Origin of the sequence: Streptomyces sp. NPDC059564 (assembly GCF_042735575.1) — a bacterium.
GTDB lineage: Bacteria > Actinomycetota > Actinomycetes > Streptomycetales > Streptomycetaceae > Streptomyces.
Window position 1 is genome coordinate 1 of record NZ_JBHWBP010000217.1, and the last position, 12,923, is coordinate 12,923.

General features: G+C 74.2%; 11 protein-coding genes and 2 pseudogenes. 4 read left to right on the forward strand and 9 right to left on the reverse strand.

Annotated elements, in window-relative coordinates; genetic code table 11:
* Positions 1–388, forward strand: a pseudogene (locus ACFV0Q_RS28285) (hypothetical protein); the annotation flags it as partial.
* A 20-nt stretch (positions 389–408) separates the two neighbouring features.
* Positions 409–1,188 carry a 3-keto-5-aminohexanoate cleavage protein gene (locus ACFV0Q_RS28290; protein ID WP_385009187.1) on the forward strand — a complete coding sequence of 260 codons (780 nt, stop codon included), beginning with the start codon at positions 409–411 and terminating at the stop codon, positions 1,186–1,188.
* On the opposite strand, the gene soxR is transcribed toward ACFV0Q_RS28290, so the two are convergent.
* On the reverse strand, positions 1,160–1,612 hold the full coding sequence (soxR, locus tag ACFV0Q_RS28295; RefSeq protein WP_385009188.1) for a redox-sensitive transcriptional activator SoxR: 453 nt from the start codon (positions 1,610–1,612) through the stop codon (positions 1,160–1,162). The two genes, ACFV0Q_RS28290 and soxR, sit on opposite strands and share 29 nt — an antisense overlap.
* A gap of 93 nt (positions 1,613–1,705) precedes the next feature.
* Here soxR and ACFV0Q_RS28300 point away from each other — a divergent pair, with 93 nt between their 5' ends.
* Positions 1,706–2,167, forward strand: a complete 462-nt coding sequence (locus ACFV0Q_RS28300; RefSeq protein ID WP_385009189.1) for a MaoC family dehydratase — start codon at positions 1,706–1,708, stop codon at positions 2,165–2,167.
* Between the two features lie 12 nt (positions 2,168–2,179).
* Here ACFV0Q_RS28300 and ACFV0Q_RS28305 read toward each other — a convergent pair whose 3' ends face one another.
* Positions 2,180–2,809 carry a TetR/AcrR family transcriptional regulator gene (locus tag ACFV0Q_RS28305; RefSeq protein WP_385009190.1) on the reverse strand — a complete coding sequence of 210 codons (630 nt, stop codon included), beginning with the start codon at positions 2,807–2,809 and terminating at the stop codon, positions 2,180–2,182.
* Positions 2,810–2,911: 102 nt separating this feature from the next.
* On the reverse strand, positions 2,912–4,063 hold the full coding sequence (locus ACFV0Q_RS28310) for an acyl-CoA dehydrogenase family protein (RefSeq protein WP_385009191.1): 1,152 nt from the start codon (positions 4,061–4,063) through the stop codon (positions 2,912–2,914).
* Between the two features lie 89 nt (positions 4,064–4,152).
* Between ACFV0Q_RS28310 and ACFV0Q_RS28315 the strand changes: the two genes are divergently transcribed.
* The gene (locus ACFV0Q_RS28315) at positions 4,153–4,821 is read left to right on the forward strand and encodes a TetR/AcrR family transcriptional regulator (RefSeq protein ID WP_385009192.1); all 669 of its coding nucleotides are present in this window, start codon (positions 4,153–4,155) and stop codon (positions 4,819–4,821) included.
* Positions 4,822–4,860: 39 nt separating this feature from the next.
* On the opposite strand, the gene ACFV0Q_RS28320 is transcribed toward ACFV0Q_RS28315, so the two are convergent.
* The 6 genes and pseudogenes from ACFV0Q_RS28320 to ACFV0Q_RS28345 form a co-directional block, all read right to left on the reverse strand.
* Entirely contained in the window at positions 4,861–5,940 is a 1,080-nt protein-coding gene (locus ACFV0Q_RS28320; protein WP_385009193.1) for a Zn-dependent alcohol dehydrogenase, read from the reverse strand.
* Between the two features lie 127 nt (positions 5,941–6,067).
* The gene (locus ACFV0Q_RS28325) at positions 6,068–7,480 is read right to left on the reverse strand and encodes an aldehyde dehydrogenase family protein (protein ID WP_385009194.1); all 1,413 of its coding nucleotides are present in this window, start codon (positions 7,478–7,480) and stop codon (positions 6,068–6,070) included.
* A 106-nt stretch (positions 7,481–7,586) separates the two neighbouring features.
* A complete protein-coding gene (locus ACFV0Q_RS28330) occupies positions 7,587–9,038 on the reverse strand; it encodes a CitMHS family transporter (RefSeq protein WP_385009195.1) in 1,452 nt (483 codons plus the stop codon).
* A gap of 73 nt (positions 9,039–9,111) precedes the next feature.
* Positions 9,112–11,346, reverse strand: coding sequence for a molybdopterin-dependent oxidoreductase (locus ACFV0Q_RS28335; protein WP_385009196.1), 2,235 nt, complete (start codon positions 11,344–11,346; stop codon positions 9,112–9,114).
* A 111-nt stretch (positions 11,347–11,457) separates the two neighbouring features.
* Positions 11,458–12,078 carry a TetR/AcrR family transcriptional regulator gene (locus ACFV0Q_RS28340; protein WP_385009197.1) on the reverse strand — a complete coding sequence of 207 codons (621 nt, stop codon included), beginning with the start codon at positions 12,076–12,078 and terminating at the stop codon, positions 11,458–11,460.
* Between the two features lie 46 nt (positions 12,079–12,124).
* Positions 12,125–12,923, reverse strand: a pseudogene (locus ACFV0Q_RS28345) (hypothetical protein); the annotation flags it as partial.

Sequence of the window (12,923 nt, forward strand, 5' to 3'; positions counted from 1 at the left end):
GCGCAGACGGGAGAAGCACGACGGGGTGCGGCGGCCGGAGTGGGCCTGGGGCGGCAGCGGGGACGCGGTGGTGCGGTGCGTCGATCCCGGTGTGCGGCCGGAGGGGACGCTGGGCGAGGTGCTGCGGCGGCTGGTGACGGCGCTGGAGTCGGAGCCGGGGACGGCGTGCCCGGTGTGCGGGGAGCGGGAACTGCGGTGGCCGACGCCGCTCGCGGGGCACGGGGCCTGGGCCGGGGCGTGGGCGTGGGACGGGCCGGTGTGCGGGGGCTGCGGGATCGTGGTGCCGAGACCGGCGCTGGCGGACGAGGTGTTGGCGGGCGCCGTCCTGGCGCATCCGACGGCGGTCCGCTCGGTCGCGGTCCACCCGGCGTCGGCGGGCGCGGCGTGAGCGGGGCCGACGCCCCTGGGATGAACGGGCACGGCGGTTGGGGTGGCTCCGCCCCGGTGCTCCAGGTGGTGCTGAACGGTTCGCGTGGTGCCGCCGAGGGGGGTGCGGTGCCGATGTCCCCTCAGGACCTGGCGGAGTCGGCGGTGGCGGCCGTCGCCGCCGGGGCCGGGGAGGTGCTGGTCCACCCGCGGACCCCGTGCGGGCGGGAGAGCCTCTCGCCCCGGGTGGTCGGGCCGTTGCTGGAGGAGATGCGCGGCGCGGGGGTCCGCGTACCTCTTTCGGTTCCGGCGGGCGTCGATGCCGAGCCGGACCCCGAGGGGCGGCGGGAGCGGGTGCGGTCCTGGACGGTGCTGCCGGACCGGGCGCAGGTGCGGTTCGCGGAGCCCGGGGCCGGGCGGCTGGGGCAGGCCCTGCTGGCGCGCGGGGTGGCGGTGGACGCCGTGGTCCCGCTGGGCGGCGGGGCCGGGCCGGAGCCGCTGGCCCGGTTCCTGGAGTGGGCCGCGCCGGACCACGGCCGGGTCCGGCTGGTGGCGGAGCTGGCGGAGGCGGACCCCGCGCTGGTGGCGGGGCTGCGCTGGCTGCCGCCGGTGCCGGTCCTGCTGTACGGGCGGGACGCGGCCGCCTGGCCGGTGCTGCGGCTGGCCGCGCGGTGCGGTGCGGGGGCGCGGATCGGCGTGGGGGACGTACTGCACCTGCCCGACGGGCAGGCGGCGCGCTCCAATGCCGAACTGGTCGCGGCCGCCCGGGACCTGCGGGGCGACGGGGCCGCCGCTACTGCGACAGCCGCGAGCCGCTGCTGAGGCGTGCGCCGAAGGCGTCGTCCGGGTTGTACAGCCCGCACTTCTTCAGGGAGAGGCAGCCGCAGCCGATGCAGTCCGACAACCGGTCGCGCAGGTCGTTGAGTTGGCGGATCCGCTCGTCGAGCTCGCCGCGCCAGTTCTCCGACAGCCGCGCCCAGTCCTCGCGGGTCGGGGTGCGCTCCTCCGGCAGCGAGGCCAGCGCCTCACGGATGTCGGCGAGCGGGATCCCCACGCGCTGGGCGGCACGCACGAAGGCGACCCGGCGCAGCGCCTCACGGGCGTAGCGGCGCTGGTTGCCGGAGGTGCGACGGCTGCTGATCAGGCCCTTGGTCTCGTAGAAGTGGAGCGCGGAGACGGCTGCCCCGCTGCGCGCGGAGAGCTGGCCGACCGTGAGTTCGTGGACGTTTTCGGGAATCTGCGGCACACCGACGAGCCTAGTCGGAGGCGCGTTGACAGACGCATGCGGCCCCAGCATGCTGAGCAAACGCTTATTCGCCGAGCGAGACAGGGGCAGGGCATGGCCGAACCGAGGATCTTCACCTCCGCCGAGGAGCTGCGCGCCGGCATCGGCGAGCCGCTCGGCCCGAGCGGGTGGCTGGAGGTGGACCAGAAGCGGATCGACCTGTTCGCGGACGCGACCGGCGACCACCAGTGGATCCACGTGGACCCGGAGCGGGCCGCCACCGGACCCTTCGGTTCCACGATCGCGCACGGCTATCTGACGCTGTCGCTGCTGCCCAGCCTGGTCCCGCAGATCATGCGGGTCGAGGGCATGCGGATGGGCATCAACTACGGGACGGACAAGGTCCGTTTCCCGGCTCCGGTGCCGGTCGGCTGCAGGCTGCGGGCCACCGCCGTGATCACGGCGGTCACCGAGGTGGGCGAGGGCGTGCAGGTCGCGGCGACGGTGACGGTCGAGCGCGAGGGCGGCGAGAAGCCGGTGTGCGTGGCGCAGTCGGTGTCCCGCTACTACTTCTGAACCGCTTCCGGACTACTTCCGAAGCGGGCGCGCGCCCACCATGCGGAGTACGAGGTCGGCGTAGAGGGCGCCGACCTCGTCGGGCGTGCGGGGGCCGGTGACGTTGAACCAGCGGGCCACGTCGATGCACAGGGACAGCACGGCGAGGGTGGTTCCGGGGACGTCGGGGACGTCGAACTCCCCCGCCCGGACGCCCTCGGTGATGATGCGGCGCACGGCGGCGTCGCTCTGGCGGCGCAGGGCCACGATCTCGCCGCGGTGCTCGGGCGCGAGCGCGTCGAGCTCGTACTGGACCACGCGCGCGGTGGTGTGGTGCGCGGCGTGCCAGCCCACGAAGGACCGGACGGCCGCGTCGAGCCGTTCGGCGGCGGCCCCGGGTCCGGCGGCCGCGGTCTCCAGGATCTCCAGCGCCTTGTCGTGGCCGAGGCGGCTGATCCGGTGGAGCAGCTCTTCCTTGGTCTTGTAGTGGATGTAGAGCGCGGCCGGGCTCATGCCGGCGCGGCCTGCGATGTCGCGGGTGGTGGTCGCGTGGTAGCCGCGCTCGGCGAAGGCGTCGACGGCCGCCACGAGCAGCCGCCGCGCGGCGTCGGGGGTGACCTCCGACCACGGCTGGTAGCCGCCGGTCTCCGCCGCGCTGTCCATCGCTCGCTCACCCTCTTCGCCGTGACAGGAAGCGACAGCCTACCGGAGGGTGAGCAAGCGCTTAGCGCTGCCGGGCTCGGCCGCGCCGGGCGGGACGCCGGTTCAGAAGGCGGAGACCCCCGTGCGGGCGCGGCCGATCAGCAGCTTCTGGATCTGGCTGGTGCCCTCGTAGAGGGTCATCACGCGGGCGTCGCGCAGCAGCTTCCCGGCCGGGTACTCGTCGATGTAGCCGTAGCCGCCGTGGACCTGGAGGGCGTTGCCCGCGGCGCGCACCGCGGCCTCGGAGGCGAAGAGCTTCGCCGTGGAGGACTCGGTGGCGAAGGGCAGGCCGCGGTCGATGAGGTCGGCGACGCGCCAGGTCAGCAGGCGGGCCGCGTCCACGTCGACGGAGATGTCGGCGATCAGCTCCTGGACCAGCTGGTGGTGGGCGATCGGCTTGCCGAACTGCTCGCGCTGGGCCGCGTACGAGACGGCGGCGTCCAGCGCCGCCTGGGCGATGCCGACGCAGCCGGCGGCCACCGACATCCGGCCCTTGGCCAGGGCCGACATGGCGACGGAGAAGCCCTTGCCCTCGGGTCCGAGCATCGCGGAGGCGGGCACGCGGACGCCGTCGAAGGTGAGCTCGGCGGTGGCCTGGCCGCGCAGCCCGAGTTTGCCGTGGATCTCGCGGCGGGTCAGGCCGGGGGTGTCGGCGGGGACGAGGAAGGCGGAGATCCCGCGGTGGCCGGGTTCGCCGCCGGTGCGGGCGAAGAGGAGGACCACGTCGGCCCAGGTGCCGTTGGTGATGAACATCTTGCCGCCGCTGACGACGTACGCGTCCCCGTCGCGCACGGCGCGGGTCGAGAGGTTCGCGGCGTCCGAGCCGGTGCCGGGCTCGGTCAGGCCGAAGCAGCCGAGGGCCTCGCCGGAGCACAGCCGGGGCAGCCAGGCGCGCTTCTGCTCCTCGGTGCCCCAGGCGGCGACGCTCTTGGCGACCAGGCCGAGGGAGACGGAGACGATGCCGCGCACGGCGGAGTCGCCGCGGCCCAGTTCCTCGGTGACGAGCGCGTAGGAGAGGTGGTCGCCGCCGGAGCCGCCGTACTCCTCGGGGACGGTCAGACCGAGGAAGCCCAGGTCGCCGAGCTTCTTCACGAGGGACCGGTCGACGCTCTCGGCACGGTCCCAGTCGGCGGCGTACGGGACGATCTCGCGCTCGGTGAACGCGCGGGCGAGGCGGCGCACGGCCTCCTGCTCCTCGCTGAGCTCCAGGTTCACGGGGCCTCCGGATGGGGCGCGGTAGCGGGTGCCGGGGCCGTTAACTAGCACCGGTAGTTTATGGCGGGGCAGGGCCTACTATGTGGCGCATGGCCAGACCGCGCAAGCCCCTCCTCAGCCGGGACCGCATCGTCGAAGCCGCCGGCGCGCTGGTGGACGCGGAGGGGCTGGAGGCGGTGTCGACGCGGCGGCTCGCGGCCGCGCTCGGCGTCAGCGGGCCCTCGCTGTACAACCACTTCCGGACCAAGGACGCGATCCTGGAGGCGGTGGCGGACGCGGTGAGCGCGCGGGTCGACCTGTCGATGTTCGACGGCGGCTCGGACTGGCGGACGGCCCTGCACGCCTGGGCCCACTCCTACCGGGACGCCCTGTCGGACCACCCGAACATCGTGCCGGTGCTGGCGCGGGGGCCGGGGCGGCGCCCGGCGGGGCTGCGGCTGGCGGACGCGGTGTTCGGGGCGATGACGGCGGCGGGGTGGCCACCGGCCCACGCGACGCGGATCGGCGCCCTGATGCGGTACTTCATCCTGGGCTCGGCGGTGGCCTCATTCGCCCGGGGTTTCGTGGACGACGAGGCGGCGTACGACCCGGTGGACTACCCGCACCTGGGCCGGGCCCACCTGCTGGCGGAGCGTCGGCGCGAGGTGGACGAGGGCGCCTTCGAGACGGGCCTGACGGCCCTCCTGGACGGCCTGAACCTCCAGTACGAGGCCCTGCGGGAGCCCTCGGAGCAGACCGGCCGGCTCCCTTCCGCGTAGCCCCTTCGGGCCGCGCGGAAAGGGAGCCGGCCGGGCCGGTCAGAAGACGACCAGGGAGCGGCCGCCCTTGCCCGCGAGCATCGCGTCGAAGGCGGCCGGGATGCCGTCGAGGGTGATGCGGTCGGTGACGAGCGAGCCGAGGTCGAGACGGCCCGCCCGTACGTGGTCGGCGATCACCGGGAGGTCGCGGGCCGGGTCGCTGTTGCCGTAGACGCAGCCGGTGAGGGTACGGGCGAAGTGGAAGATCTCCAGCGCGTGGAAGGTGACCTGCTGCTCCTTGCCGCCGATGCCGACGACCGTGGTGCGGCCGCCCCTGCGGGTGGAGTCCCAGGCCGCGCGGATGGTCTCCGCCCGGCCCACGCACTCGACGGCCACGTCCGCGCCCTGGCCGCCGGTGAGCGCGCGGATCTGCTTGGCCGTGGTCTCGGAGGCGAGCACGAAGTCGGTGGCCCCGGCCGCGCGGGCCAGCTCCTCCTTCGCCGGGGAGACGTCGACGGCCACGACCGGGCCCGCCTGGGCGATCCGGGCGGCCTGGAGGGCGGCCAGGCCGACCCCGCCGACCCCGAACACGGCCACCGACTCGCCCGGGCGGACCTGGGCGCTGTGGTGGACGGCGCCGTACCCGGTGAGGACCGCGCACCCGAGCAGGGCGGCCTCGGCCAGCGGGACCCCGGCGGGCGCGGGCAGCACGCAGTTCGCCGCGACGACGGTCTCCTCGGCGAAGGCGGCGACGTTGAGCCCGGGGTGCAGCTCGGTGCCCTCGGCGTCATGCGCGTAGACCGCGCCCACCCCGGCCAGGGCCTTGGCGCAGAGCCAGACCTCCCCGATCCGGCAGTGGTGGCACTCCCCGCAGGAGGGGGCCCAGTTGAGCACCACGCCGTCGCCCGGCGCGACGTGGGTGACCCCCTCGCCGACGGACAGGACCGTCCCCGAGCCCTCGTGGCCCAGGACGGCGGGGACGGGAACCCGCATGGTGCCGTTGGTGAGGGAGAGGTCGGAGTGGCAGACCCCGGCCGCGGCGAGCCGCACCCGGACCTGCCCGGGGCCGGGTTCGGGCAGCACGATGTCCCGTATCTCCAACGGGGCTCCGACGGCGGGCAGGATGGCGGCGCGGACCATGGTCGTCGTCTCCGTGTCTTCGGGGCGGGCGTGGCGGGTGTGACGGACGGGGCTGGCTGGCCTGACTGGCTGACGGAGCAGGCCGGACTGGCGGGGCTGGCGGGGCTGGCGGGGCTGGCGGGTCCGCTCAGAACTGCAGGGACTTGGTCTGGAGGTACTCCCCCAGCCCGTGCGGGCCCAGCTCGCGGCCCACGCCCGACTGCTTGTAGCCGCCGAAGGGCGCGAGCACGTTGAAGCGGCCGCCGTTGATGTCCACCTGGCCGGTGTCCATGCGGCGGGCGAACGCCACGGCCGTCGCCTCGTCCGCCGCCCAGACGGCGCCGCCCAGGCCGTAGACGGTGCCGTTCGCGATGCGCAGGGCGTCGTCCTCGTCCTCGTACGGGAGGATCGCCAGCACGGGGCCGAAGATCTCCTCCTGCGCGATGGTCATCTCGGGGGTGACGTCCGCGAACACGGTCGGGGTGATGAAGTACCCGTGCTCGTGCGGGGAGTCGGGCCCGCCCGCGACGAGGCGCGCGCCTTCCTCGACGCCCTTGTCGATGTACGCGCGCACGCGGGCGCGCTGTTTGGCGTTGATCACCGGGCCGAGGCGGGTGCCCGGATCGCGGGGGTCGCCGGTGGGGTACTTGGCGACGGCGGCGGCCGCGAGGGACACGGCCTCCTCGTACTGGTCCCGCTGGACGAGCATGCGGGTGAGCGCGTTGCAGCTCTGGCCGGAGTTGCTCATGACGTCGGCGACGCCCGCCGCGACGGCCTTGGCCAGATCGGCCCCGGGCAGGATGACGTTCGCCGACTTGCCGCCGAGCTCGAGGGCGACGCGCTTGACGGCGGCGCCGGCGATGGCGCCGATCTTCTTGCCGACGACGGTCGAGCCGGTGAAGGAGACGAGGTCGACTCCCCCGTGCTCGGCCAGCGCCTGGCCGGCGACCGGGCCGGTGCCGGTCACCAGGTTGAAGACTCCGGCCGGGATGCCCGCCTCGTGCACGGCTTCGGCGAAGAGCTGTGCGGTCAGCGGGGTGTCCTCGGCCGGCTTGAGGACGAGGGTGCAGCCGGCGGCGAGAGCGGGTGCCACCTTGGCAACGACCTGGTGCAGGGGATAGTTCCAGGGCGTGATGGCCCCGACCACGCCGACCGGCTCCTGGAACACGGTGGAGTTCCCGATCCGCTCCTCGAAGGCGTACGAGGCCCCGAGTTCGGCGTAGGAGGAGGCCACGGCGATCGGCGCGCCGACGTGGACGGCCTCCGAGAAGCCGAGGGTGGCGCCGAGTTCGGCGGTGATGGTCTCGGCGATCTCGCCCTTGCGGGTCACCAGGACGTCGCGCAGGGCTCCGATGAGGGCGGCCCGCTCGGCCGGAGCCGTGGCCGCCCAGCCGGGGAGGGCCGCGCGGGCCGCGCGTACGGCCGCGTCCACGTCCTCGGCGCCGCCGGCCGGGACGCTGGCGATGACCTGCTCGTCGGCCGGGTTGACGACCTCGATCCGGTCGGTTCCGGCGGCGGGCCGCCACTCCCCGCCGATGTACATCCCGTCGTGGGCCTTCATGGCATTCCTCCCGAGCACGCACGAGCGCGTAGACCTGTAGACCTGACGTCGCCGACAGCCTACAAACTAGCGTCGGTAGTTTTCGGGGCGCCAGGGGCCGCCGGGATCAGATGATGCCGAAAAGCATCCCCGCCGCGAGGACGACGAGGGAGGTGAGGGCCGCCCATTTCACGGTGAACCGGGTGTGGTCGCCGAACTCGACCCGGGCCATGCCGACGAGGACGTAGACGGCCGGAACCAGCGGGCTCGACATGTGCAGGGCCTGGCCGACCAGGGAGGCGCGGGCGATCTCCAGCGGGGAGACCCCGTGGGCGGCGCCCGCCTCGGCGAGGACCGGCAAGACGCCGAAGTAGAAGCCGTCGTTCGACATGAAGTAGGTCAGCGGCAGGCTGAGCAGGCCGGTGACGAGGGCCATGTGCGGCCCCATGCCCTCGGGGATGGCGCCGACCAGCCAGTCGGCCATGTGCTTGACCATGCCCGTACCGCTGAGGACGCCGGTGAAGACGGCGGCCGCGAAGACCATGCCGGCGACGTTGAGGACGTTGTCCGCGTGGGCGGCGATCCGGGCCTTCTGGTCGGGCATGTGGGGGAAGTTCACGGTGAGCGCGAGGGCGGCGCCGAGCAGGAACAGCACCGGGATCGGCAGCAGCTCCATGATCATCGCGGTGAGCAGGGCGACGGTCAGGCCCGCGTTGAACCAGTAGAGGCGGGGGCGCAGGGTCGGCCGGTCGGGGTCGAGGCCCTGGAAGCCGTCCCCCTCCTCGGGCGCGGTGGCGGTCGCGGCGCCGGGGGCGGAGCCGCTGTCGGACCCCGCACCACCCTCGGAGCCGGAACCCCGCACGCCGGCCTCGGTCCCGGCGCCGGCCTTCCCGCCCGACGCCCCCGCTCCCGAACCGGCGGCCACCAGGGCCTCCTGCTCGATCTCCTCGCCGGGCAGCACCAGGGAACCGACGCGGCGGCGCTCCCTGAGGCCCAGGACGTACGCCAGGACGAAGACGGCGAGCAGCCCGGCCGCGAGGGCGGGGATCATCGGGACGAAGATGTCGGCCGCGTCCAGCTTGAGCGCGGTGGCGGCCCGGGCGGTGGGACCGCCCCAGGGCAGGGTGTTCATCACGCCGTTGGCGGTCGCGGCGACGCCCGTCATGACCACCAGGCTCAGGCCGAGCCGCTTGTACAGCGGGTACATGGCCGAGACGGTGATCATGAAGGTGGTCGAGCCGTCCCCGTCGAGCGAGACGATCGCGGCCAGTACGGCCGTGCCGACCACGACCCGCATGGGGTCCGCCTTGCAGAAGCGCAGGATGCCCCGGACGATCGGGTCGAACAGGCCGACGTCGATCATCACGCCGAAGTAGACGATGGCGAACATCAGCATGGCGGCGGTCGGGGCGAGCTTGCCGACGCCGTCGATGACGTAGTCCCCCAGGTGCGCGCCCTTTCCGGCGAACACGCAGAAGAGCGCGGGAATGAGGACGAGCGCCGCGATGGGCGACATTTTCTTCAGCATGATCAGCACCAGGAAGGTGGCGATCATGGCGAAGCCGAGGAAGGTCAGCATGCAGGGAACGTAGGTGCCGCGCACTTACGCCAACAAGACGTCGGCGCGTGAGCAATACGAGCAAAACCCCAGCTCAGGGCAGGGGTGCAAGCTCTACGGGGAAGCCGTTGAGCACCGCCGTGCCGGAGAGCGGGTCAAGCCGGGTGCCGTCGAGGAGCTGGTTGACGTTGGCTCCCGGCGCGGCTCCGGCCACCGTGAGGCGGGTGCCGGCCCGGTCGTGGCCCCAGCCGTGCGGGAGGCTGACCACCCCGGTGCGGATGGTTTCGGTGACCTCGACGGGCACGTCCAGGCTGCCGCCGTCGGCGGTGACGCGGGCCCGGCCGCCGTCGGTCAGACCGAGCCGCTCCGCGTCGCGCGGGTGGACCTGGAGGGTGCAGCGGTTGGAACCTCCGGTGAGGGCCGGGACGTTGTGCAGCCAGCTGTTGTTGGACCGCAGGTGGCGGCGGCCCACGAGCACCAGGGCGGCGGGGCGGTCGGCGAGCGCCGCGCGCAGCCTGGGGAGCTCGGCCGTGATCGGGTCCGGGAGCAGCTCGATCCTGCCGCTGCGGGTGCGGAGCACGCCCGGGAGCCGGGGCCGCAGCGGGCCCAGGTCGATGCCGTGCGGGTGGGCGAGGAGCCTCTCGAGGCTGAGCCCGTCCGGCTGCCCGGCGGGGTCGAACATGTCCCCGTAGGGCCCGAGCCGGAGCATCAGGTCGAGGCGCCGCTCGGGGCCGTTCTCGCCCGTGAGGAGCGCGGCGAGGCGGGCGGTGTCCGCGCCGTGGAGCGTGGAGCGGCGGTCGGCGGTCTCCCTGGCGAGGGCGCCCTGGACGGCCGACTCGTCGACGGCGGACGGCTCGGCGGTGCCGTGCGCGCCGGAGACGGCCAGGACGAGGCGTGCGTGGATCTCGCATTCGTCGAGCCGGCCGGCTTCCAGGGGGATGGCCGCCCTGGTGTAGCGGACCTGGTTGCGGACGGCGAAGCCGTTGAAGGCGAAGTCGTGGTGCGCGCTCTGGGACGGGGGCGGCGGGGGCAGGACGACGTGGGCGTGGCGGGAGGTCTCGTTGAGGTACGGGTCGACGCTGACCATGAAGTCGAGCCCGGCCAGGGCGGCGTCGAGCCGGTGGCCGTCGGGGGCGGACAGCACCGGGTTGGCGGCGATGGCGATCAGGACGCGGACGCGCCCTTCGCCCGGGGTTTCGATCTCCTCGGCCAGTGCGGCGATGGGCAGTTCGCTCTTGGCCTCGGGGTGAGCGCTGACCCGGCTGTGCCAGCGGCCGAGCGCGAACCCCCGCCCGGGCCCGGCGGGGCGGGGGCGCGGGCCGGCCGCCGCGAGCGGGAACAGGGCTCCGCCCGGCCGGTCGAGGTTGCCGGTGAGGATGTTCAGCACGTCGACCAGCCAGCTGGCGAGCGTGCCGTACTCGACGGTGCAGCTGCCGATCCGCCCGTAGACGGCGGCGGTGGGCGCGGCCGCGAGCTCGCGGGCGAGGCGGCGGATCTCGTCGGCCGTGAGGTCGCAGGCGGGGGCGACGGCCTCAGGAGTGAAACGCTCGAGAGCGTCGGCGAGTTCCCCGAGCCCCTCGGTGTGTTCCGCGAGCGCGCCGGGAGCCGTGAGCTTCTCGGTGAGCAGGGTGTGCGCGAGCGCGGCGAGCAGCAGGGCGTCGCTGCCGGGGCGGGGCGCGAGGTGCCGGTCGGCGAGCCGGGCGGTGCGCGTACGGCGCGGGTCGACGACCACGAGGGTGCCGCCGCGTGCCCGCAGCGCCTTGAGCCGGCCGGGGAAGTCGGGGGCGGTGCACAGGGAGCCGTTGGATTCGACCGGGTTGGCGCCGAGGAGCAGCAGGAAGTCGGTGCGGTCGAGGTCGGGCACCGGGATGGCGAAGGGGTCGCCGAAGAGCAGCCCGCTGGAGACGTGTTTGGGCATCTGGTCGAGGGTGCTGGCGGTGAAGAGGTTGCGGGTGCCGAGGGCGCCCACCAGCAGCGGCGGGTAGAGGGCGCCGGCCATGGTGTGGACGTTCGGGTTGCCGAGGACGACGCCCGCGGACTGCGGACCGTGCTCCCGGAGCAGGGCGGGGACGGCGGCGGCGATGGTGTCGTAGGCCTCTTCCCAGGTGGCCTCGCGCAGTTGTCCGTCGCGGCGGACGAGGGGGGTGCGCAGCCGGTCGGGGTCCGCGTCGAGCGCGCCGAAGGCGGCCCCCTTGGGGCAGACGAAGCCTCGGCTGAAGACGTCGTCGCGGTCGCCCCGGGCGCCGGTGACGGTGGTTCCCTCGATGGTGAGGGTGAGGCCGCAAGTGGCTTCGCAGAGCGGGCAGATGCGCGGGGCGGTGCGGGGCATGGGCCCTCCAGGGGCGGCAGGCGGCGGCGCGGGCACACGGGGCGCCCCGAGCATACCGACCGGTAGGCACGGAGGGGAGGGGGTCGCACGGGCCGCCGCACCCAGGGCCGGTCAGTCCAGCACCCGCGCCAGGTAGGCGTGCATCATCGCCCGCGTCTCGGCGACGATCGCGGGGTCCCCCGCGGGGTCGGACCGGAAGGCCAGCTGGACGAGCGCGTCGGTGGCCTCGACGGCGACCAGGACCGCCCGCTCCAGGGTGGCGTCGGGGGTGAGCCCGAGGTGGCCGCACAGCAGCCGGGTCAGGCGCTGGGCGACCTGGTGGTTGGGGTCGGCCGCCGGCCCGTCGGCGGGCGGCGCGGGCACGCCGAAGTCGACGAGGGCGAAGCCGGGGACGCTGCGCTTCATGGCCAGGTACTCGTCGAGGACCGCGTCCACGACGGGCCGCCAATGGGTGGCCGGGAGGAGGGCGAGGCGCTCCTGGATGCCGTCGGCGTAGCGGTCCAGGTTGCGGTGGGCGAGGGCGACGGCCATGGCCCGCTTGTTTCCGAAGAAGCGGTAGACGGACCCGATGGGCACTCCGGCGCGCAGGGCGACGGCGCGGGTGCTGAGGTTCTCGTAGCCGGTCTCGTCGAGGAGTTCGGCGCAGGCGTCGAGGATCCGGGCGAGGCGGTCGGCGCTGCGCTGCTGGACCGGGGTCCGGCGCAGGGGGTGGGCGGGAGGCACGGGGTCCATCATGCCGCTCCTGGCGTGTGGGTCCAGCGGCCCTGGCGGCCGCTCCTCAGTTCAGCAGGAGGGTGAGGCCGCCGAGGGTGTACGTGACCATCAGCGCGAGCAGCGGCAGCTGCCCGGCCACGGCCCTGGCGGGCGGGAAGAGGCGTACGGAGCGGTCGTGCGCGGCGATCACACCGAGTACGTGCCCGGTGACGACGGCGATCACCTGGAGGGCGGCCAGGCCGCCGGGACCCAAGGGGGGACTGGGATCGGGGGCGTTGTCAGTGCCGAGTGCCATGATGACTGTGCGTGGTCCTTCGGTCACCAGGAGGGAGAAGTAATGGGCGACGAGATAGCCGAGGGCGATCGGTACGAGTGAGTGCGCGAAGGCCGTCAGCGGGCGGGGGTGCGGGCCGCTGACGAGGCGGGTGGCCGCCGCGCACAGGCAGTAGAGGGTGGCGACGAGGGCGATGGAAGCGAGCAGTCCGAGCGTGGCCGCGGGGGTGCGGCCGAGGGGGGAGGTCTGAATGGCGTTGATCCAGGCGGGGTTGTCGGAGTAGCCGTCGTAGGCGGTGGAGCCGAGCAGGACGCAGACGGTGGCGACGAGTCCGGGCCGCTCGGGCGTCGCGTCGAGTCCGTGGAAGGGGTTGCGCAGGACCAGGCGGCCGTCGCCGCGGCGGCCGAGCGGGGAGAGCCGGGCCAGGAGGTCGGAGTAGGCCTCGAAGGCGTCGGCGTCGGCGAACCACCGCTCACCGAAGCGGGCGGCGAGCAGCAGGTGGAGGGCGGTGTATCCGGTGAGGGCGATCAGGAGGGTGGTGGTGGATGCGGGATCGGGAGCGACGAGTTCGAGCCAGGTGACGCCGAAC